Source organism: Halothermothrix orenii H 168 (assembly GCF_000020485.1).
Taxonomy (GTDB): domain Bacteria; phylum Bacillota; class Halanaerobiia; order Halanaerobiales; family Halothermotrichaceae; genus Halothermothrix; species Halothermothrix orenii.
The window spans coordinates 645,824-669,252 of record NC_011899.1 but is presented as its reverse complement, the minus strand read 5'-3'; the positions used below and the strand labels follow the sequence as shown (position 1 = coordinate 669,252).

Annotated in this window: 22 protein-coding genes; all 22 read right to left on the bottom strand. The window is 39.3% G+C overall.

The features are described from left to right. Positions 1 to 124 precede the first annotated feature (124 nt). Entirely contained in the window at positions 125 to 1,195 is a 1,071-nt protein-coding gene (locus tag HORE_RS03260; protein ID WP_012635559.1) for a M24 family metallopeptidase, read from the bottom strand. A gap of 1 nt (position 1,196) precedes the next feature. Further along, the gene (gene aroQ / locus HORE_RS03255; protein ID WP_012635558.1) at positions 1,197 to 1,643 is read right to left on the bottom strand and encodes a type II 3-dehydroquinate dehydratase; all 447 of its coding nucleotides are present in this window, start codon (positions 1,641 to 1,643) and stop codon (positions 1,197 to 1,199) included. Next, positions 1,640 to 2,737, bottom strand: coding sequence for a 3-dehydroquinate synthase (gene aroB, locus HORE_RS03250; RefSeq protein ID WP_012635557.1), 1,098 nt, complete (start codon positions 2,735 to 2,737; stop codon positions 1,640 to 1,642). Before aroB ends, aroQ begins: the two co-directional genes overlap by 4 nt. After that, the gene (locus HORE_RS03245) at positions 2,727 to 3,242 is read right to left on the bottom strand and encodes a shikimate kinase (RefSeq protein ID WP_012635556.1); all 516 of its coding nucleotides are present in this window, start codon (positions 3,240 to 3,242) and stop codon (positions 2,727 to 2,729) included. The genes aroB and HORE_RS03245 overlap by 11 nt, the downstream gene beginning before the upstream one ends. A gap of 12 nt (positions 3,243 to 3,254) precedes the next feature. Further along, entirely contained in the window at positions 3,255 to 4,451 is a 1,197-nt protein-coding gene (aroC, locus tag HORE_RS03240; protein ID WP_167935797.1) for a chorismate synthase, read from the bottom strand. Positions 4,452 to 4,464: 13 nt separating this feature from the next. Next, positions 4,465 to 7,110 carry a LysM peptidoglycan-binding domain-containing protein gene (locus HORE_RS03235; RefSeq protein ID WP_012635554.1) on the bottom strand — a complete coding sequence of 882 codons (2,646 nt, stop codon included), beginning with the start codon at positions 7,108 to 7,110 and terminating at the stop codon, positions 4,465 to 4,467. Beyond that, positions 7,097 to 7,705, bottom strand: coding sequence for a hypothetical protein (locus HORE_RS03230; protein WP_012635553.1), 609 nt, complete (start codon positions 7,703 to 7,705; stop codon positions 7,097 to 7,099). Before HORE_RS03230 ends, HORE_RS03235 begins: the two co-directional genes overlap by 14 nt. Continuing rightward, on the bottom strand, positions 7,702 to 8,229 hold the full coding sequence (gene gspM, locus HORE_RS03225) for a type II secretion system protein GspM (protein WP_012635552.1): 528 nt from the start codon (positions 8,227 to 8,229) through the stop codon (positions 7,702 to 7,704). The genes HORE_RS03230 and gspM overlap by 4 nt, the downstream gene beginning before the upstream one ends. Position 8,230: 1 nt before the next feature. Beyond that, a complete protein-coding gene (locus HORE_RS03220) occupies positions 8,231 to 8,749 on the bottom strand; it encodes a PilN domain-containing protein (RefSeq protein WP_012635551.1) in 519 nt (172 codons plus the stop codon). Next, entirely contained in the window at positions 8,739 to 9,797 is a 1,059-nt protein-coding gene (gene pilM / locus HORE_RS03215; RefSeq protein ID WP_012635550.1) for a type IV pilus assembly protein PilM, read from the bottom strand. The genes HORE_RS03220 and pilM overlap by 11 nt, the downstream gene beginning before the upstream one ends. 89 nt (positions 9,798 to 9,886) lie before the next feature. Further along, positions 9,887 to 11,641, bottom strand: a complete 1,755-nt coding sequence (locus tag HORE_RS03210; RefSeq protein WP_012635549.1) for a prepilin-type N-terminal cleavage/methylation domain-containing protein — start codon at positions 11,639 to 11,641, stop codon at positions 9,887 to 9,889. Between the two features lie 20 nt (positions 11,642 to 11,661). Next, positions 11,662 to 13,212 (bottom strand): prepilin-type N-terminal cleavage/methylation domain-containing protein, encoded by a 1,551-nt coding sequence (locus HORE_RS12345; protein WP_012635548.1) that lies wholly within the window; start codon positions 13,210 to 13,212, stop codon positions 11,662 to 11,664. 18 nt (positions 13,213 to 13,230) lie between these two features. Then, entirely contained in the window at positions 13,231 to 14,520 is a 1,290-nt protein-coding gene (locus tag HORE_RS03200; protein ID WP_012635547.1) for a DUF7305 domain-containing protein, read from the bottom strand. Between the two features lie 228 nt (positions 14,521 to 14,748). After that, entirely contained in the window at positions 14,749 to 15,489 is a 741-nt protein-coding gene (locus HORE_RS03195) for a prepilin peptidase (protein WP_012635546.1), read from the bottom strand. 78 nt (positions 15,490 to 15,567) lie between these two features. Then, on the bottom strand, positions 15,568 to 15,999 hold the full coding sequence (locus HORE_RS12340) for a type II secretion system protein (protein WP_012635545.1): 432 nt from the start codon (positions 15,997 to 15,999) through the stop codon (positions 15,568 to 15,570). 176 nt (positions 16,000 to 16,175) lie between these two features. After that, positions 16,176 to 17,381 carry a type II secretion system inner membrane protein GspF gene (gene gspF / locus HORE_RS03185; RefSeq protein WP_012635544.1) on the bottom strand — a complete coding sequence of 402 codons (1,206 nt, stop codon included), beginning with the start codon at positions 17,379 to 17,381 and terminating at the stop codon, positions 16,176 to 16,178. Between the two features lie 119 nt (positions 17,382 to 17,500). Then, on the bottom strand, positions 17,501 to 18,574 hold the full coding sequence (locus HORE_RS03180; protein WP_041605819.1) for a type IV pilus twitching motility protein PilT: 1,074 nt from the start codon (positions 18,572 to 18,574) through the stop codon (positions 17,501 to 17,503). A gap of 11 nt (positions 18,575 to 18,585) precedes the next feature. After that, complete coding sequence (gene gspE, locus HORE_RS03175) at positions 18,586 to 20,262, bottom strand: type II secretion system ATPase GspE (protein ID WP_012635542.1); 1,677 nt, start codon at positions 20,260 to 20,262, stop codon at positions 18,586 to 18,588. A 160-nt stretch (positions 20,263 to 20,422) separates the two neighbouring features. After that, positions 20,423 to 21,292, bottom strand: coding sequence for a shikimate dehydrogenase (locus HORE_RS03170; protein WP_012635541.1), 870 nt, complete (start codon positions 21,290 to 21,292; stop codon positions 20,423 to 20,425). Position 21,293: 1 nt separating this feature from the next. After that, positions 21,294 to 22,175, bottom strand: a complete 882-nt coding sequence (locus HORE_RS03165; RefSeq protein WP_012635540.1) for a DMT family transporter — start codon at positions 22,173 to 22,175, stop codon at positions 21,294 to 21,296. Positions 22,176 to 22,186: 11 nt separating this feature from the next. Further along, positions 22,187 to 22,882 carry a Crp/Fnr family transcriptional regulator gene (locus tag HORE_RS03160; protein WP_012635539.1) on the bottom strand — a complete coding sequence of 232 codons (696 nt, stop codon included), beginning with the start codon at positions 22,880 to 22,882 and terminating at the stop codon, positions 22,187 to 22,189. A 147-nt stretch (positions 22,883 to 23,029) separates the two neighbouring features. After that, the gene (locus HORE_RS03155) at positions 23,030 to 23,302 is read right to left on the bottom strand and encodes a FeoA family protein (RefSeq protein ID WP_012635538.1); all 273 of its coding nucleotides are present in this window, start codon (positions 23,300 to 23,302) and stop codon (positions 23,030 to 23,032) included. Between the last annotated feature and the right edge of the window lie 127 nt (positions 23,303 to 23,429).

Below are 23,429 nucleotides of genomic sequence, written 5' to 3'. Positions count from 1 at the left end.
AATTATATTATTTTCTCCCTGAAACATGACTTTTAATGATTCAGGGTAATGTTTTCATTTCTGTATTTATTATAATGAAATTATTTTTACCATCATATTGATACCTTTATGCCTGCACCTATACCTACACCGAAATAAGATCTTTAGGGGAACTGGTCAGAACTTCACATCCATCTTCAGTTATCAACAGGTCATCTTCTATCCTGACTCCACCCCAGTCAGCAATATAAATACCGGGTTCATCAGTAACTACCATCCCCGGTTTTAATACCTCATCTGAAGCATAAGAAACACGGGGATCCTCATGAACTTCAACTCCGAGGCCATGACCGAGGCTGTGACCAAAATTATCCTTATACCCATGTTCAGCTATTATATCACGGGCAATAGCATCTGCCTCTTTACAGGTCATACCTGCTCTGATATTTTTTATGACCTCATTCTGAGCTTTTAGCACAATATTATAAATCTCCTTTTGTTCAGGGGTCGGTTCTCCCACTATCACTGTCCGTGTCATATCAGAACAATAACCCTTATAATAGGTTCCAAAATCCATGGTAACAAAATCCCCATCTTCAATAACCTTATCACTGGCTACCCCATGGGGCAAAGAAGACCTTTTACCAGAAGCAACTATGAAATCAAAGGCATTTCCTTCTCCACCGTTTTTTTTCATAAAGTATTCTAATTCCAGGGCAACCTCCCTTTCTGTTACCCCCGGTTTTATAAAATCAAGGATGTGTTTAAAAGCACTATCGGCTATCTCAGCTGCCTTTTTAATAGTCTCAACTTCACTTCTATCTTTAACAACCCTGATTTTCTCAACAAGCCCGGCCGTTGGTACAAGCTTGATACTTTCATTAAATGTCTTTTTGTATTTTTGAAAAACATCATAGGTAACACTTCTTGCTTCAAAACCGACCCGGCTAGAATTATCCTGATCAAGAATATCAGAAATTTCCACAACTGCTTTCTGGTTAACCTCCAGTATTTCAAAACCCGATATCTGCTCATGGGCCTGTTCTGTATAACGAAAATCTGTTATAAAATAATTATTTTCTGGTGTGAATAATACCCTCCCGGCTGTGCCAGTAAAACCGGTTAAATAAAATCGGTTATGGCTGGAATCAATAATCAAACTGTCCAGATCCATTTTTTTCATAGCTTTTCTTAATTGCTGTATTCTCTTTTCCATTTTAATAACTCCCCTTTTTAATAATATTAACAATGGCTTCCAGGGCATATAAATAACCCTCTGTCCCCAGTCCGGTAATCTGACCGACCGCAACTGAAGCAATAACAGACCTGTGCCTGAAGTCTTCTCTTTTATGAATATTACTGATATGTACCTCAACTACAGGAAGACGTACGGCTGCCAGGGCATCCCTCAGAGCAATACTGTAATGGGTCAACCCACCGGGGTTAATAATGATACCACTAAGGGCTTTATAATTGTCATGAATAAAATCAATTATTTCCCCTTCATGGTTACTCTGGAAAATGTCAACCTCAATTTTCAGGTTATTAGCCCTTTTCTCAATTTCTTTATTGATATTTTCCAGGCTTTTTGTCCCATATACTTCCGGCTCCCGCCTGCCAAGTAAGTTCAGGTTTGGACCATGAATAACAGCTACCCTATTCACTTTAACCCCTCCAGTACCTCATTAATTATATTATCATTTACATCATTTTTAATAAAGCCTTTACCTATATTTTTGAGTAAAATCCAGGTCAATTTATTATCTTTTACTTTTTTATCATAAAAAAGGGTTTTATAAACCATCTCAGGGTCTTCACCATACTGATAGGAAAGGGGTAATCCATATAATCTTAAAATTTCTGCAACCTTATCTGCCTCACCTTCCTGAAGCAACTCCAACCTTTCTGACAACCGGGCTGCCCCCACCATTCCAATGGCCACAGCTTCACCATGTTTATACTTTCTATACCCGGTTACAGCCTCCAGGGAATGGCCAATAGTATGACCAAAATTCAACAGGGCCCTGATACCCTTTTCTTTTTGATCTTCTTCCACTATCCTGGCTTTATAATTACATGACTGTTCAATTATCCTCCCCAGAACACGGGGATTATAAACAAATACCTCCTGATAATTATTCCGGAGGTAATCTACAAAATCACTGTCGAATATCAAACCATATTTTATAACCTCGGCCATCCCGGCCCGCAATTCCCTCTTTTCCAGTGATTTCAGGACCCCGACATCTATAATAACCCTGTCCGGTTGATAAAAAGCACCGATCAGGTTTTTACCGGCTGGATGGTTTATCGCTGTCTTTCCACCAACACTGCTATCAACCTGGGACAGCAGTGTAGTCGGTATCTGTACCAGGCCAATCCCCCTCATGTATGTTGCAGCCAGATAACCGGCCAGATCACCGACTACGCCTCCACCGAAGGCTACTACCAGATGATCCCTTCCAAATCCATTTTCAACCATGATATCATAACCCTTATGAAGATAATAATTGCTCTTTGACTTTTCCCCAGGCGGAATTATATATTTGATAACAACAAACCCTTCTTTTTCCAGTGACTTTAACATGATGTCACCATATAACCCATCCACATTTTCATCAGTTACCACCATAATTTTCCTTCCCCGGTAAACATCCTTAATTAAGGAACCAGCATTCTCCATCAGTCCTTGTCCAATAATTATAGAATAATTTACTGTCTTTGAAGGTATATTGACTTCAATTGATTTAAAGTCCAAGCCTATCAACTCCTATCAGGTGAATAATTTCATCTACAACTTCTCTCTTCTCCTTGCCTCCCGTATAAACCTGATTATCAAACTGACTATAATATTGTTCCCTTTCTGCAAGGAGCTCCTTGATTTTCTCAAGGGGATCATCAGTAAAAAGCAGAGGACGTTTATCCCCACTGATCCGCTCATAAATTACTTCCGGTGAAGCTGATAATAAAACCGGTGTCGTATAGTCTTTAAGTAATTTTCTATTATATGGTGAAATAACTATACCCCCACCGGTAGCCAGGACAAAATTGTCACCGGTGGTCACCACATGGCGTAAAACTTCCTCTTCCAGTTTCCGGAAATACCCTTCACCATATTTAGAAAAAATTTGTGGAATCCCCATTCCGGCTTTATTTACAATTAAGTCATCGGTATCCAGAAATGGATAATTTAATTTTTCTGCCAGCAACTTTCCAACACTGGACTTTCCTGTCCCCATAAATCCAACCAGAGATATCTTCATTTTATTGACCCCTTACATTTTATCCAGAAAGCGTTTATAATTATCAAAGATTTCATCAATATGGTCTCCACCAAATTTCTCTAAAATAGCCTGGGCCAGGATAAAACTTACCATCGCCTCAGCAACTACTCCGGCAGCCGGTACAGCCGTTACATCAGACCGTTCAACACTGGCCGTGAAAGGCTTTTTAGTTACAATGTCAACCGATTGCAGCGGGCTGTATAGGGTAGGGATTGGCTTCATCGCCAGTCTGATGATTAACGGTTCCCCGTTGGTTATTCCACCTTCCAGACCTCCAGCCCGGTTGGTTTTCCTATAAAAACCCTTCTCCTTACTATAAAATATTTCATCATGTACCCGGGAACCATAACTACCAGCATTATCAAAGGCAGTACCTATCTCCACACCCTTAATAGCTGGAATACTGATTAAAGCCTGGGCCAGTCTTCCATCAAGCCTTCTATCCCATTGAACATGACTCCCCAGTCCTACCGGTAATGGAGTTGTCCTAATTTCAATAACACCACCGAGACTATCACCGGCTTCTTTTATTTTATCAATATGATTAATCATTTCCTGTTCCTTTTTCTTATCATAACAATTCAAAGGTGACTTCAGAATCCGCTCTTTTAAGGTATCGAAATCTACTTCAGGGGAACTGGATTTTACTTCCCCTATTTGAATAACATGACTAATAATATCAATATCAAAATATTTCAAAAGAGCCTGGGCAACTGCCCCCGCTGCTGTCCGGGCCGCTGTCTCACGGGCACTGGCCCTTTCCAGTATATTTCTAATATCACTCTGGTTGTATTTAAGGGCTCCGGCCAGATCAGCATGTCCCGGCCTGGGTCTGGTTACAACCCGTTTTATTTTCTTTATTTTACCATCCTTTTTGATACTTATCTCTTCATTGCCCACCCCGGGACGGGTTACAGGGGACATGACCTTTTTCCAGTTTTCCCAATCCCGATTATAAATTAGGAGCCCGACCGGGCTCCCAATAGTTTCACCACACCTTATACCACTTAAGACCTCAACCTTGTCTTTTTCAATTTTCATCCTGCCACCACGTCCATACCCACCCTGACGCCGGCCAAGCTTCTTATTAATTAAATCAATATCAACCTTAACTCCAGCCGGCATTCCGTCAATAATCACCATTAAGCCCTTGCCGTGGGATTCACCCGCAGTTTTAAAACTTAACACCATTAATTCACCTCTAGTCATTTATCCTTTTTGGAATAATTATTAAAGTTCCTGCCGGAATTTTTCTTACATCTTTTATATTATTGATTTCTTGCAGGACAGAAACACTGACACCAAATTTTAAATATATCTGCCACAGGGTTTCACCTTTTTTAATTATATACAAATGGCTTTTTGGTATCGGCAGGGTTATTGTCTGTCCTGTTTTTACTTCATCTATTCCATTTACCAGTTTTATGTTACTGACAAACAGACCATACTTCCTTGCTATTGAGGCCAGGGTATCACCCGGTTTTACCTTATACAATATATTATAATATTCAGGTAGGTTATTGTCACTACTTTCATTACCTGGTTTTATAATTTCACTATTAATTATATTTTTAAGTTCCTTTCTGGTAGCCTCATCAACTGTTTCTTCAGTTTCATTTACTTCAGCTTTATTAACATCTTTTTTATTTACTTCTCCTTCAATTATGTTTTTTTCACCAAAGTCGTCTGTGCTTTCACCGGTCACATCATCTTTACTCTTAATAATTTCCCCGGTATTGGTCTCCTCGCTATTTTCTTCATTTTCAGTTGTTTCACTGGTACTGTTCTTACTGGTGATATCTATTTCATCTTCACTACCCTTACTACCTTCTTTTTCGGTTGTATGGGGCTCACTATCTTCTTTTTTATTCCCTGCAAGATTATTATCTACTTCTTCTTCACTCCCGGTTTTTCCTTCTTTAATTTCCCCATCTCTGGAAACTTTACTGACTACTGAAATATTTTCCGAATCCTTTCCACCTGTATCTACAACCTCTTTATCCGGGGTGGATTCCTTTTTTGAAGGTTCATCGGTTTTATTAGATAAAACCTTTTCCCGACTCTGATCTACCGTTGTTATATCGCCAAATGATTCCTTGACAATATGTGGTGTGATAAAAATAACAACTTCGGTTTTAACCTTATCTGTCTGTGACCTTCTAAATAAGGTTCCCAATAAAGGTATGTCTCCGAGCAAAGGCACCTTGGCAATACTCTCGAGTTCATCTTCCCTAATTAAACCACCGATGGCAAAGGTCTGCCCATCCTTTAATCTGATTTTGGTCCGGGCTTCCCTGGTTTTTATTGGAGGTATCGATTCTCCACCACCCATGGGGGAACCAAGGCTGCTGACCTCAGGGGCCACATCCATAATAATATAGCCATCTTCAGTAATCCAGGGAGTAAATTCTAAAGAAATACCAACATCAATATATTCATAGCTTACTGCATTGCTTTCACCTTCTGATTCTTCTGAAGACCCTGAAGTTTCTTCAATCTTAACCGGAACTTTATCTCCTATTAAAAGCCTGGCATTTTCTCCATTCAGGGTAAGCAACCTCGGATTGGCCAGCATATTGGCCTGTCCCTCCTCCTCCAGAAATCTTAGATATTCAGGCCAGGTAATATTCATTGACTTCAGCTCCCTGGTGGCTTCGTCAAAAATAAACTGAATTTCACTTAAATTCGGTCTCATACCAAACTCAGATATTTTATTGGCCGATATTTCTTCAAACCTGGCCTCAATTATTACCTGTCTTCTGGGGATATCCAGGCTGTTAACCAGGGAAACAATCTCCTGAACTTCACTGGTATTTCCCTTAATAATAATTTCTTTTTTAAGGGGATTACTCTGTAACCTTATATCCGGGAATAAGCCCTGAATGACTGAGATAAGATTATCAAGGTTACCATAGTCTACCCTGACTACCTCAGTATCTATTTCCTCACCGATATCGATTTCCTTTATTAAATCTCTGGCTTTAAGGGCCTCCTCTTTATCACCGCTAATAATTAACTTGTGTGAGGCTTCATTACCTTCAACAACCAGGTCCGGGAATAAATTTAAAACCGTTTCTTCAATCCTTGTCACATCACCTTTATTAATATCAACTATAAAAGTAGCCTCTTTCCTGGGTAAATCTATCCTGTTAACAAGCTCTAAAGCCTCTCTTACTTTCCTTTTAGAACCATATATTAAGAGTATATTATTATCCCGGTCTGAGGATAGAACTAGCCCCGGATAAATCCGCCTGAGGTGGTTTTCCAGGCTGTCTGCATTAATAAACTTGGCAACATAGGTTGCTGTAATTAAACTATCAGGCACATCAATCCGGTCTATCAAATTCCGGGCTGCCAGGATAGTTTTACGTTTGCCGGACATAAGAAGCTTTAAGTTATTGGAATCAACCTGAACTTTTAATTCCGGGTAAAACACCTTGATAAGCTGATAAATATGAACTGGATCAGAGTATTTCAGGCTTACTGTTTCTACCAGTTCTTCCCCATAAAAAGACTTCAACCTTTCTGAACTGGCTACAATAACGGTATCATTTTTCCAGACATAATCAAGTCCACTTACTTTAACAACATAATCGAGGGCCTCTTTAAAACTCATATTATCAAGTTTTACCGTAATTTCACCTGATACTGAACTATCAACAACCAGATTAATATTTACAAGAGAAGCAATTGCTGTAAGGACATCCTGAATCTCTGCTTCTTCAAAATTCATATCAACCTTAACCGGATGTGAATCAATGCCATTACTGGCAAAAGCAAATCCAGGTATAGATAAAATAATTAGATATAACATCAATCCGGCCAGTAGCTTTTTATGAGTCTTCACCGGAATCACTCCCAACCTTAATTTTATGTATTTTATCCTGATATAAAATAATAATACTATCTCTCGTTACTTCTACTATTTTATGGTCATCAACTACATCCCCCTCAGTTACAGTCTGTTTTCCATCATCTGTATCTATTACAGCCATTACTTTTCCCTCTGAGCCAATAATTCCAATTAATTTAAAAGGGGTTTTCTTTACAATGGTCTTACGATAATCATCAAAAGGGTTATTAATCTTCCGGGGTATTTTTTTATGTGTTTCTTTAGTGTTATTATCTTCTTCTTTAACTTTTTCTTTTTCTGTATCTTTTGTTTTTTTCTGGACTTCTTCTTCCCCTCCTGTTTTTGTTCCCGGGTTTTGATCAGAAGGCATTCCGGACTCAACTCTGGTGGGTTTTGCTTTATTTTTCTGGTCATTATCTTTTACCCGGGAAAGTTCCGGCGATACCTCATGGGTAGATTTTTTGTTTACAGCTTTAAGGTTAAGGGTGTTTGATGTGGGGGTTATATAATAATAACTATAGTAGTAATAACCAGCCCCGGCCAACAGTATTACTAATAAAATAATATATATCCAGTATCTTTTTTTCATTGCTTTTCACCCCCGGGTGTCTCCGGGTTGTAGTTAAGATTAATAATTAAATTTAATTCCCCGTCAGAAGTAATATTCAGGGAATTATAATCTACAATATTTTTTAAATACCTCATTCCTGATAGGAAATTAAGGATATCTTCATAGTTTCCATCCACACCGAGATTAACTCCCCTTTCATCCTCCTGGCCACTTTGAACCGTATATATTTTAATTTCTACATTTGCTTGTTTTCCCATCTCTTCAATAGTCTCATAAAATTCCTCCGGGTCTAAATAAAAGTAATAGGGTAACTCTTCTTTCTGTTTTAATAATTTATCATATTTTTTCTTTAAAACTTTCACTTTTTTTGATTGAACCCTGGCAATCATAAGTTCCCGCCTTAACTGTTGCAAATCACTTTCTAGTTCATCTATAGTCCGGGTAGTTGGTTGTTCTCCATAAAACCAGTAAACCATACATATAACCGCTATTAATCCGAATATGATCAGCTTTTTTTCCCTGTCAGATAAATTATGCCACACTTTACTTCCTCCTTTCTGCTACTCCTGCTTTAATTTGAAAGGAAAGATCCTGGGATTTTCTAACTGTTAACAGCTGAACCATCTCAAATAACTCAGATTTTTTTAAATTATTGACAAAAACCATTAATTCTTTTTCATCCCGAGCAATACCGATAATATTAATTTTGTTATCTTCAGATAAATTAACATTTTGCAGCATTACATAATCAGGTGTAATATTACCTAGCTCTTCCAGTAAACTATACCAGAAATAATCCGCCTCTTCTATGGCTTTTATAGTATCTTCAAGGGACCTGATTTTTTTAACCAGACTCTGATACTCCCGCTGGGCTGGTCTTAGTATTTTTAACTGGCTGTTAATTCCATTAATTTCATTTTCCAGGGCATTAATCCTGTACTGTAAATAAAAATACCTCCCACCCAGACCGGCAACAATAATCATAAATAATAGAAATAATAGAATACTTTTTAAATTTATTTCAATTCCCTTTTTCTGTTCCGGAAGAAAGTTAATTCTCATTACCAAGCACCTCACTAGCTCCGAGTCCTACAGCAACCGAAAAACCGGGTGCCCCCTCACCCCAGGTTTCAAAATCAAAATATTCAAAGGGATCTATAGAAACTACCGTGACACCTGTTTCCTCACTTATCACCCTGTCAAGTCCTTTAAGCCGGGAACAGCCCCCGGTGAAAAAAATCTTATCAAGATCATTATCCTTATACTTCATAAAATAGTATTCAAGGGAGCGGGAAATTTCCCCGGCCAGGCTGTCAGCCAGGGCAGACAGGGTTTTAACGAGTCCAGTGGTAGTTAAATCAGTAAAACCAGCACTGTTATCGTTTTGATCATCTGCTGCCAGTCCTTCTTTTCTTTTATATTCTTCAGCTTCACTGAATTCAAGGTTTCTTGACTCCATAAGGGTTTCGGTAAAATGGTTACCACCAATATCTATATTACGTGATAGGTAAATATTTTTACCATCACCAATAATTACCCGTGTTCCCGAAGCCCCGGCGTCAACAAGGGCCACCGTATCATCAACAAGGCCCTGAATTTTAAGCAGAGAAATTAAAGCCATAGGCTGGGCATTAATTACAGCCGGTTTTAGACCTATGTTATCAAAAATCTTTACCAGCCCATTGATAGTTTTCCTCTCGGCTGCTACCAGCAACACCGACATATTTTCCTCATCCTTTGATAGCAGTATATAATCAAACATGGCCTGCTCAACAGGAAAGGGTAAGTAATCATCGGCTTCCCACTTAATGGCTTCTGTTAATTCCTCTTCACTTATTAAAGGCATTTCCATATTTCTTATTATTAAATTCTTTCCGGGAACAGCTGTTATAATATATTTACTCCCGTTAATCTCTTCCAGAACATCCTTGAGAATCCTGGATACCACAGCATAATCCTGTATTTCCCCCTGATTTACAGCTTTTTCAGGTAAAATGCGACTACCGGCTGTTATAATATTGAGTCCATTTTTACCAGCTCTCATTTTGACGGCCTTAATGGCATAACTGCCAATATCTACAGCTGTTATTGTTTTATTGCCAAAAAACATATCCTCTCACCTCATTTGAAAATTAAACGATTTAGGTAATTTGAGTCTTGTAATTATTGATTTTAATGGAAACTTGAAAATTTTCCAGATTAGTTAATTTCCAGATATCTATCAAAATCTTCAACTAAATTTCCTTCCGAATCGGCAAGTCCCCCTGAAGCTGGTCTGCTATAACTGATAAGATAGGTTCCCTTGCCCAGGGCACTACTGAGATTTAATTCGATAGACCTGGTGGTGTTTCCCTGTTCAATACTGAAAACAGTAAATTCCATATTATTAGTAACCCTTGTAATTATAAAATTACCAGTTAATAATGATAAATCATCGGCTATTACCTCTTCATCAAAAGTTAATGTAATTACTTTATTATCATAATCTATATCTATCACACCGGGTTCAGCCGGGGCAATTGAAATTTCATAAAACTCGGTTGTATGTTCATTATTATGCATATCCCAGCTCCTGAGCCCGATAATATTACCAGGGAGGGTTACATCTTCATTACTCCAGTAATCATAATCGAGCTTTCTGCCATCAAATATATTCTCTTCCCCATATTTACCGATAAGCGTCAGTTTATTAAAATCACCAAAGATCATTTCATCTGATCTGTGACCATCCTCGTCAATAAGATGTGCCCTCAATATTAAATCACCACCGGGCTGGGTCTGAACTTTTATTACAGTTTTATACCTTTTAAACCAGTCCTGATAACCACTCCAGTGAAAGACATCATTAACCAGGTGTTCCGGAGCATAAGGTGCACCGAAACGGGTGTTATAACCATTACCTGTTATCAGAGAGGCCCCAATATTATTTTCAACATCATGAAAGCCTCCTTTTATCCTCCTGATCACAAACCCCCTGGCCCCGGGGTCAAACTGGAACATATAACCATAATCATTATACTGATTTTCAAGTATTTCTCCATCTTTATCCCTGGCCTGAATTACCTCCCCCCTTAGTAGAACCCCGTAACCGCCTTCACCAACATCAAGGTTTCTGGCATCGACAACAACCGCAAAGCTTGTTATATCTGCCCCTTCGGGAAAATGGTCAGAATTTAATTCCTTTAAAAGCATAGCCCCTCCAGCTGCAGCATTACCCGAACCCGTAATAGTCAGGGTAAGTTCCCCACCATCCAGGGGAAAATTGACACCATAATCACCCTCACCAATCATACCCTCATCCTGATAATTTTCCTGCAACCATTCATACCAGAATTTATTGAAATCCAGATGGGCAAAGGGGTCACCCGTATCATAAAGTGATGTGTATTCAAGCATTTTTCCTTCAGTGACCCCACTGATATCACCTTCTATATTAATCAGATATACAGCTGATTCCACTTCAAAACCACTATTAACTTCCACTAAATTAAAATGAAGCACTCCGGGGTTATCATCATCTATGAAAAAGGTTAGTTCATAATCAGGAGTAAAATCTTTTATTACATTGCCAGCCTGATCCACATATTTTACCCCCGATACTCCGGGGATTTTTTCTTCAACTATAAGACCCAGTTCGTTTTTTACCCTCTTTATCACCAGATCAATATCCGGTTTTACATACATATAGTTATAATTCTCTGAATCAATTTCACTACTGTCTACATCTTCTATTAGTCTTGCTGAAGTAACTCCCCTCAGTTCTTCAGTAATCTCATCCGCTACCAGTCTGGTATAATCCTGAACCCTTATTTTTTCTTCTCCATCCTGATAGTTATTAACAGTAAAATTTAAAAAGCCATAGATAGCTGTAGATGCAATCCCTACCAGAGCCAGGGCCACTAATATCTCAATAAGGGTTAATCCTTTATTGCTGGTAAAAAACCTTGAAAACACAGTAACCACCTCCGATTGGTCTACCGGGCCACCACATCATTTAGTCTCACATACCCACTACCGGTATAAACATCCTGCCATTCCCAGCTATCCCCGTTATAATGGAGATTAATAATTACTTCTCTCCCGCTTTTATTAACACCGGTGGCTACTAATCTATCATTAAACCAGACTATTGCATCAAAACCTGCCAGATTTGAGGGGATTTCAGGAAGCTCGTCAACATTATGCAGGTAATCCCAGATAAGTCCACCACTATCCACTTTCCTTAATATCATAATTACACCATCTTTCCCATCAGAACCGGCTGCCAGAAAAGTACTGGTCTCTGCTATTAAAGCCGGAACAATATCATTGAAAATATAATCCTCATTATAATAACCATTATCGGTCAATAGTTTAATATTATGATCAAAACTGATAATATCCTGGACACCGGCAGCCATAAACACTCCTTCTCCACTGGAGGGTAGACTTCCCCAGGTAGCACTGTAAAGATTATCTGATGGTGTCAGATTTTTTTTGGTAGGGTCTTCCCCTTCAATTTTAACAACAGTATAATTCGGAGTTGCCTCCGGAACTGCTACTGAAAAGCTATCTTCTGAAGTACCACCATATGTAACCCCATAGAGGTTAACATTATCATCAAAAGATATCTTATTCCAGTCAGTACCACTGTCGGAAGTAAGAATTATACCCCCTTCACCCACGGCGAGATACCTTTCTTTAGCCCAGCAAATATCATAGAGGTCCGAACCAGTAGGAGTTATTTCCTCCTGCCAGTTAACCCCGTCCTCCGAGGTAAATATATAACCATCATCCCCGACTATAATAAATTTCCGGTCATCAGGACGTCCACCCCAGATAATAGCATTTAAATCAACACCATCTACCGGCAACTCTTCACTGTGGTCTGTCCAGTTTTCCCCATCATTTGAGCAGAGAACGGTGCTATCCTCCCCTACCACTACATAAACAATGGGCCTGATGACATAATTAATAACAAAAGGAGACCAGATACCATCTACCCTGGTTACAATATTATAAATGCCATCTGAGAGATGTTCCCCAGCATTAAGATAAAGAGTATCCTGGTTATCCTGAATTTGCCCCACTGCAGTATCAACCAGTATATCGTCAGGGGTTCGCAACTCAACTTCAACCGCGGTGTCATCAGGTACCATTCTGGTAGTAACCACAACCTCGATAATTACCGGTCCTTCACCCATTACATGAAACTCAGGGTCTGAAGTAACACTGACAATGGCCGGGACCGTGGGAATAAATGTTCTTAGTTTCCCCGATTCAGCTATACCACCATCTATCACAATATTGTCTTCCCCGAAGTCAAGCTCTAAAGAATGTCCCCGGGAGACCTGTCCTGAAGCAATCATTCTCTCTACTGTCTTTTTATTTTCATGGGCTGACCTGGTCATTTCTCCGGCCTCCTGGATACCTTTATAATTTGAGGTAATAAAGGAACCAAAAGCAAGAACAATTACCGCAAATATAACCAGGGAAACCATCACTTCTATTAAGGATAACCCTCTCTCTTTTTTTAATAATTTCATTTCTATCTTCACCCTTCTCTACTGTTCCCAGTGATCTATTATATAGGGAGTTCCTCCTACAAAATCAAAGGGAAGCAATGCCTCCTGGATAAAAAACTCATTAAGTGAAAAATCATCACCCAGAATCAACCTATTACAAACCACTGCCCCTGATAGACCATCATGCCTACTTCGTAAATCAAGGGTTGCCAGGGGAGCATAAATGATCCTGACAAAATCTTTAGTATATTCATTATAATAATTACCGTTAAAAGTTATATAATCACCACCACTGACAATATGACCCAGAATACTGCCACTTCCACCGAGGGCAATATCAGCATAATAAGTGTACAAAGATCCAACAATCTGTCTTTGGCCATGGAGATTAAGGTCTTCATTTCCCCTATAATAAACAACTACCTTATTGGGATCTCCACCCTTATTAATAAAAGAACCATTACCCAGAACCTGAAATTCCTCATCTATATATAATTCCAGGGTACCGTCCCCGATTATAGTAATTTCACCTGAATTAATAATCAGGCTGGTTATTCTAATCTTACGGGCGTCATCCCCAACATCAATAACCAGTTCCCTGTTACCGGTGAGTTTAATTTCATCATACCAGCCATCTTTATCGATAGTAGTAAGTGAAGAATTAAACTCTCTATCTGGCAGGTCATCTGGAAAACGGGGGAATAAGGGTAGTGGATAGTTTCGTTCTTCAGGTAATCTTTTTACTACACCATCTTTCACAACTTTTTTGCTTTCCAGGGAGTTTATAACACCATCAGTGGCTTCCGGTCCCACCTGAAGATCACCGTCAACCACTTCAGCAGAATAATCAATATCAAAATCACTTAACTTACTGGCATTGGTACCCAGATCCCCCACAACCAGGGAGTTACTTTCCATTGTAATCGATTCTTTAGCAAAAAAAGGTATATCAAATACCCTTTCCCGCGACAGGCCTTCAGGTACCAGAATAACTTTAACTGTATCTGTTCTCCCGTAAATTCGACCTTCTGAAGTAACCTCCACCCGGTGCTCATCTTCATTTAATATTACTTCAGCATGAACCTTAATTTCACCGGGAAATCCTGTTTCCAGGTTAAACCAGTCAGTTCCCCGGCCTCCCTCAACCCAGAAGAGGTCCCTGACAGTATTGGAATCATTATTTTCTATCCAGTCCGCTAAAGCAGCCGCCCCTGATCTGGCCAGGTAAAAGGCCACCATATTATTCATATCCCGGGCTGCAAAGTCAATTTCTGTGCCGGCCATGTGCATCATGGCCATGGTGAAAATTAAGACCAGAATAAGAACCATTAAAACCAGGACCAGTGTTGAACCCTTTTTTCCTTTAATTAAAATTTTAAATATCCCCTACACCATATCACCCCTGCTCAGGTTGCCCTGCTACCTCAAATTTACCCAAATTCCAGGGTTTATAAAGTAATCCAAGAGTAATTCAGGCAAGTAATTAAAATTTACTTATTAAAATAAATTTGTTATACCCCCGGTTTTTAAATCAGAAGAATTAATTTTAAAAATCGACTAATAAAGATTAATTATATAAATCCAGATCTCATATCCCCAGAGAATGGATACAAGCCCGCCAATACTGATAAACGGTCCAAAGGGAACAGGTTTTTTTCGGTCCAAAACCCCGGAAACAATTAATATTATTCCGGTTATGGCCCCGAGAAAAGCCCCGGTGAATAAAGCCATTAAAGCCCATCTAACCCCCGTAAAGGCCCCGATCATGGCTACCAGCTTGACATCACCCATCCCCAGCCCTCCCTTAAAGATGAGGGCGATTATGAAGAGAAATATTCCCGGAATTAAAATCCCCAGAAGAGAGTTCCAGAAACCAATGTGTTTTAAAATAATTGAACTTATAAGCCCGGTCACCATTCCCGGAAAAGTAATAACATTGGGGATAATCTTCTCCCTGATATCAATTACTGAAGAGATAATCAACAATGATATTAAAATTATATAAATAAGAAAGACCATAGTTAAACCAAAATGATAGTATAATAGTAAGTATATAAGTCCAGTCATGACTTCAACCAGCGGGTACTGCCAGCTAATCCTGTAGCCGCAGTAACGGCATTTCCCCTTAAGAAATATAAAACTCAAAACCGGTATCAGCTCATACCATTTCAGAGTAGTCTGACAGTGAGGGCAATGAGAACGGGGCCAGATTATTGATTCTTTCCGGGGCACCCTCAGGATAATTACATTAAAGAAGCTTCCAAATAATAATCCCATGATAAACACAAATAATTTCATATAACCACCACTTTATCTTAATCTGGATGTGACCCGGCAAAAGCCGGGCCACTTAATAAAGTTCTTGTTGTAAAATTATTATTTCACTTCAATATCACCATTCTGGTCTAATTCCAGAATTAAATCATCAGCTTCTGTAAGACTACCATCACCGTTCTGGTCAATACCTATTTGTAATGTAAATTCATCAGCAGAAGGTGTATTGTAATTTCCTAATTGAAAATCACCAAGGGTAGCAGTTAAATTATCAATGTAATCATTTAAAAGATCAGATATGTCTGAATAGTTCGAACCTAACTCATAGGTACCATACTCCGAATAATATAAACCCAGTGCTGTATTTATAGTTCCCAGAACACTCTTTCCAGTAGCAACCTGGGCCCTTTCTCTCATACCACCTAGCCTCGGCAGGGCAATCCCCACAAAAATTCCAATAATGGCAATTACAATCAAAATTTCAACCAGGGTTATACCTGATTCTCTTGTGTACAGAGTTTTAAAAAACTTCATTTTTAATTAATACCTCCCCTTAAAATTTTAATTTGATAAATAACATAATTAAGACAAAGTAATCAGGCTTACAGAACTCACCTCCTCTATCGAAATTTAAAATTTTGTTATTTCATAAAAATTTTAATTATAGCAGTTAAGTTATTGTAATTGAAACACCTATATAATCTTTTTCCCTAAAATTGTTCATACATTTCAAACATGGGTAATATAATGGACATTACAATAAACCCAACGATAACCGCCAGAACCACTATCATAAGGGGTTCAATAAGGGAAACAGTATTGTTGATACTGGTTTCCACTTCTTTATCATAAAAATCTGAAACCTTCTGCAGCATATTATCCAGGGAACCTGCTTCCTCGCCAACATTGATCATCTGAATAACCATCCGGGGAAACTCCCCACTCTCATCAAGAGGCCGGGAAAGGGATATCCCTTCACTTACCTGGGTGCGGGAGCGGGAAATCACATCTGAAAAAACCTTATTTCCCACCACCTCTTCGACAATAGCAAGGGCTGATATAATGTCTATCCCACTTGTTAACAGGATAGACAGGGTATTGGTAAAACGGGATACATATATTTTCCGCATTAACTTACCGAACACAGGGATCTTGAGAATTAAACTATCAAACCGGCGTCTTCCCTCGGGAGTACTTTTATATTTTAATAAAAGGGCTACAGTCAATCCCAGCCCCCCAAACAGGGCCCACCAGTATGAGGATAAAAAGGTACTTAATTTAATTAATATCCTGGTCGGTAATGGCAGCTCAACGTCCATAGATGAAAAGAGACTGATAAACTGGGGAACAACCCGGGTCATGAGAAAAATAACGACACCAACCGCTACCACCAGTAAAATCACCGGATAATACATGGCTGACTTAACCTTGCTATTAATTTCATCCTGCCTCTCATAATGGGCACTTAATTGTTCCAGGACCTGGTCAAGCACACCACCGGCTTCACCGGCTTTAACCATCTGACAGTATAATTCCGGAAACACATCAGGGTGTTTTAAAAGGGCATCGGTCAGGGAAGAACCTGTTTCCACATCCTCCTGTATGGAGCGAACAACCTCCTTCAAACGGGGGTGTTCAACCTGGTCATACATAATATCCAGGGCTTCAACCAGAGAAATACCGGCATTGAGCAATACTGAAAACTGCTGGGTAAACAATACCAGGTCCTTTGTTTTAACCCTGTTACTGAGTTGAATATTAATTTCTTTTCTCTCTACCTGTTCTTCAATTGAAGTTATATAATAGCCCTCTTCCCGGAGCTGCCTGGCAACCACTGTCGAGTTATCAGCTGTAATAGTACCTTTAATTCGTTCTCCACTTTTACTTACCGCTTCATATTCAAACTCCGGTGCCATGGTAAATCTCACCCCCTGCTCCCTTTTAGTTTATTGGCTTTTCATAATTAACAAAATTTATAAGTTTGACGACTAGAAAAATCAATTATGGGAAGAACAAGATAAATAGTTAAACCAGTTTAAACCCTGACCGCATTAATCCTCTTTTTGATATATTCCGGGTCATTGGCCCTTCTCAGGGCAGTATCCTTATTAATAAGACTTTTACTTAATAAATCAAGTATATAGTTGTCCATGGTGATCATTCCGTATTTCCCACCGGTCTGCATACTGGAATAAAGTTGATGACTCTTTCCATCCCTGATGACATTTCTGACAGCCGGGGTTCCAATTAATACCTCCAGGGCTGCTATCCTGCCATTACCATCCTTCCGGGGCAGCAATTGCTGGGAAACAATCCCGTTAAGAGTAAGTGATAACTGCACCCTGACCTGTCGTTGCTGTTGGGGAGGAAAAACATCTATAATACGATCAATGGTCTGGGGAGCATCATTCGTATGTAATGTTGCCAGAACAAGATGACCGGTCTCGGCTGCTTCTAAGGCAATGGATATTGTTTCATGATCCCTCATCTCCCCAACCAGAATAACGTCAGGGTCCTGCCTCAGGGCAGATCTCAACCCTTCTTTAAAACTTGTAGTATCAATCCCCACTTCCCTTTGATGAACAATACTTTTATTATGGCGGTGTAAATATTCTATGGGGTCTTCAAGGGTCAGGATGTGGGCCTGTCTATTTTTATTGATAATATTAATCATAGAAGCCAGGGTTGTTGTCTTCCCGCTTCCAGTAGGGCCGGTACACAGGAACAGTCCCTTTCTCATCAGGGCCAGGTTTTTTAAAATTTGCGGTAGACCCAGCTCTTCGATGGTTGGTATTTTTGTCGGGATTATCCTCAAAGCCAGGGCAATAGCCCCCCTCTGGTAATAAGCATTAACCCGGAACCGGGAAAAACCGGGAACACTATAGGAAAAATCAAGCTCACCCTTTTCCTGAAATTGTTGCCACTGGTCATCTGTCATTAGTTCTTTAGTAATATTCTGCATATCCTCAAACCCAATCCGACCCGAAAATTCTTCAAATACTTTGAGTTTTCCGTCATATCTGACTACAGGTTTAGAATTAACTGTAAGATGAAGATCAGAAATATGTTGGTCTTCTACAAATTTTTTTAAAAATTCTTTGATATCCATCAATACCATTCCTAACTAACTACCCTTGCCAGTTCTTCATATGAAGTTAACCCTTCTATTACCTTATTAACCCCATCTTCTTTTAAAGTTAGCATTCCTGCTTTCCGGGCATATTTCTTTATAACAGATTCCCCCTCTCCATTTACAATCATTTCTCTCAATTTCCTATCCATAATTAATATTTCATGGACCGGAAGACGACCCCTGTAGCCTGTAGAATGGCATTTTTTACAGCCTTCAGGACGTTGCAATTTTCCAATATCATTAACCTGGAGAAATTCCATTTCTTCTGGTCCAGGAACATACTCTTCCTTACAGGTACATAACCTCCGGACCAGTCTCTGAGCCACAACCCCGATTACAGATGAGGCCACCAGATAAGGTGGAATGCCCATATCAATAAGTCGCGTAACTGAGCTTACGGCATCATTGGTATGGAGGGTACTCAGAACCAGATGTCCGGTCAGGGCAGCCCGGACCGCTATGCGAGCCGTCTCCTCATCCCTGATCTCACCGACCATTACGATATCCGGGTCCTGCCTCAAGATTGACCGTAAGGCACTGGCGAAAGTTAACCCAACCCTGGAATTGGCCTGAACCTGATTAATACCACGAAGCTGGTATTCAACCGGATCCTCAACAGTAATTATGTTCTTTTCAGGTGTATTGAGTTTATTCAAAGCAGCAAAAAGGGTAGTTGATTTACCACTTCCGGTGGGTCCGGTAACCAGGATAATTCCGTGGGGTTGCTTAATAAGTTTCATAAACCTGCTTAAATTGGTCTCGCTGAATCCCAGTTGTTCAATCTGTAATAGTTTCTCTTCTTTATTTAAAAGTCTGATAACAACCTTTTCCCCATAAACTGTGGGAAGGGTTGAAACCCTCATATCTATTTTGACCCCGCTGACATTGAGCTCTATCCTACCATCCTGGGGAACCCTTCTCTCGGTAATATCAAGGTCAGCAATTATCTTCAACCTTGAAATCAGGGCCGCCTGACTGTGTTTGGGAACCGTCATATTTTCCCGTAAAACACCATCAACCCTGTACCTGACCCTGACCTGGTCCTCCTGGGGTTCAATGTGAATATCACTGGCCTTCATCTGGATAGCCTGATTAATAATTAAATTGGCCAGTCTAACGATAGGGGCATCCTCTATCATTTCTTTTAATTCATTTAATTCAGGTTCTTCATTAGTTTTGGTAGTAACCTCATTTAAGCTGGCAAATACTTCGGCCGCATCTGAATCATTAACTGAATAAATCTGGTTTAAAGCCATTTTTATATTCTTCCGGGAAGCAATCAGGGGTTCTACCTTTAACCCTGAAGTCATTTCAATATCCTCTATGGCGACAAGATTGGTTGGATCAACCATGGCAACCTTAAGCTTGCCATTTTTCTTTTCAAGGGGAACAACATTATGACGCCGGGCTATATTTTCAGGTATATACTGGGCCAGATGAGGGTTGATTACATATTTGTTCAGGTCAGCATGGGGAATACCCAGCTGAAACTCCAGGACCTGTATTAAATCATTTTCATTGAGATAGCCTGATTCAACCAGGATTTCTCCCAGTTTTTTTCCTGACTTATTCTGTTTTTTAAGGGCCTCATTAAGCTGTTTTTCAGTAATAAAATTGAAATCAAGTAATAATTCTCCTAATTTCTTTATATGTGTTCTGGTCATTTCCCATCAATCCCTCAAAATTTTGTAAATATTACATGTTTATTATTTTTATTCGCCAATTGAAACAAAAGTCCTTCAATTTTACACCATTATTTTCAGTCAAATAAAAAAAATACCTGGCAAAGCCAGGTATTAATGTATATTTTATTTAATAATTATTTTATGCAAAAAAATCTGGTGAAATTGCCTCCCGGACCGGTTTTATAAATAGTTCAGGTTTTATCCCCGTCCACAGTTTAAATGCATAAGCCGCCTGATAAATAAGCATAGGAAAACCATTCATAGTTCTGGCCCCGACCTGCCTTCCGGCTTTTATTAATGTAGTTTCAGGTGGATTATATACCAGATCGACTACAAGAGTATCCCTGGTTATAGCTTCTTTAGCAATTACAGGCCCTCCTTTAATACCAGGAGCCATGCCCACCGGTGTTGTATCAATGATTACATCACATCTTTTAACAACAGGTAGATATTTATCTTCATCTAAAGGTAGAGCAACAGTTTTTATACCGGGATAAGTCTTATTCCAGATACCGACCAGTTTTGCTGCTTTTTTCAGGGTTCTGTTTAAGAGAAAGATTTCACTGGCCCCTTCCCTGGCCAGGACTGCCCCGACTGCCCGGCTGGCCCCTCCTGCTCCGATAATTACCGCTTTTGTTCCCTTAATTTCAAAACTACAGTCATCTTCAAGCATTTTTTTAAAGCCCAGGGCGTCAGTATTATAACCCTTTAATTTTCCACCATTATTAACTATTGTATTGACAGCCCCGATTTCCCCGGCCAGCCTATCAATTTCATCCAGATAGGGGATAACTTTTTCCTTATAGGGTATGGTCACATTAACCCCCCGGAAATTAAATGCTCTTAATCCCTCTATCCCTTCTTTGAGAAAGTCAGGCTTTATTTCCAGCGGAAGATAAACATAATTAATCCCAAGGTCTTTATAGGCCCGGTTATGCATGGCCGGGGACATTGAATGACCCAGGGGGTATCCCATCAATCCAACCACCTGTGTACTATTATCAAACATTCTAGACCCCCTCAGCTTTCACTTCTGTAATCAACATACCGGTCACTATCAGTAATCCACCGAACAAACCGGTAAATCCCATAACTTCTCCCAGTATTAAATATGAGAATAATGCTCCAAATACTGGTTCCAGAGTAAATATAACACCGGTATGGGTAGGTGGAGTAAACTGCTGGGCATAACTCTGAATTAGATAGGCCATGGCTGTTGCCAGAAGACCAGTATAAATTATAACACCCAGGGCCGGGCCGGTTACACCTGTTATACCATTACTGAATAAGGATACCAGAAAAGACCCTCCCCCGACAACAGCCATCTGGATTAAAGTTAAAACGACCGGTTTATTCCCGGGCAAATACTTGCTTAATAAAACAATCTGGAGGGCAAAGGAGACAGCACAGAAAAAGGTAAGGTAGTCACCCAGGTTGACTGCTATTTTACCCGCCCCTGTCAATAAATATAATCCAATGGTGGCCAGAGCCACCCCTGTCCAGGTATAAGGACCGGGGATCTGCTTTATAATCATTATCGATAGTAAAGGAACCATAACCACCGACAACCCGGTAATAAAAGCAGACCGGGAAGCAGTCGTATACTGCAAACCAACTATCTGAAAGGCATAACCTGCCAGAAGGCATAATCCCAGGATTACACCTTTTCTAACCGTTTCCCCTGAAAAATCATCCCTGGTCACTTTTTTATGAAAAACTAAATAAAGGGCCAGAAAGGCAACCATAAATCTAAGGGCTATAAAGTAAAAAGGGTCTGTATCGACCAGTATCATCTTCATAACCGGAAAGGTTGTCCCCCAGACAGTTACTACCAACAGTAATAATAAATCTGCTTTAATAACTCTGGTTTTTGTTTTAGCTTTCTGTAACACAGGCCTCACCCCTAAATCATATTTTGCATTTTATCATGTAACTGTTCAGGTTTCATAATTACAATCTTACGCTTATATGTTTTAATAATCCCTTCATCAATAAACTGATTCAGTAATTTAGTAACTGTCACCCGGGAAGAACCCAGCAAATTGGCGATTTCCTGATGGGTCAAAACCAGGTCAATTAAAGTCCCACTTTTTACATCTATCCCGAAATCTTTAGCAAACCTCAATAAGAGACTGGCAAGCCTCCCTTCAGCATCATAAAAAACCAGATCCCTTATCTGGCCAGTTAATAAACGCGTCTTTTTGGCCAGGGCTTCTATAATTTTAATGGCTACCTTGGGGTTTTTCATAATGATATTTTCCAGGTCTTTAACAGGTAACACAATTAAGCGAGAATCTTTAATTACTTCCGCTGTTACCGGGAGTGGGTCCTGATCGAACAGGGATACTTCTCCAAAAATATCCCCTTCCTGGAGAATTGTTAATACCTTTTCCTTCCCTTCAGCTGAAAGCATGGATAATTTTACCCGGCCTGATACGAGAACATAGAGATTTCGGTTATCATCATTTTCAAAAAAGATAACTTCACCTTTACGAAACCACTTCTCATAAGCCCTTTCACAGATCAGGGCTACTTCATCCCTTTCCATTTTTGAAAAGACCATCAATTCTTTAAGACATCGTCTCTGCATCTCTTCCATTGATATGACACCTCTTATGATTTTTTTGCTTTCCTGACTATAATTCAATATCGATAAATTATGTGCTCAAATTTAAGAAGATAGTTACCCGTTTTAATATGACAGCTTATAATAATATTTTCCCCGGGAAATATTAAATTCCTTTAATTAATTCCCCAAAATTATATAAATTCCTGATACCAGTTTTTCATCAAGGGCAAACTTACTCTCCCCTATTTTTATGATAAAAACAGGAAAATCTCTTATAACTTCAATTGTTTCCCCCGGGATTAGTCCGATCCCCAGCAATTTTTTCACAATATGTGGTTCATTAAACTTTAATTGACTTATAATACCTTTCGTGCCTGCTTCCACCCGTGACAAAGGGAATTCTTTATTTTTTGATATAAAACCAGGCTTCTTTCTAACACTTATAATCATTAAATTCACCTATTTATAAATTACCTTAAAATATCCTCAACCATTTTTTATCATTGCATATGGTCTGGATAGTGATGGGTCAATGTAATACACGTAATAATATCTAATCACAGGATATTTAATTGGC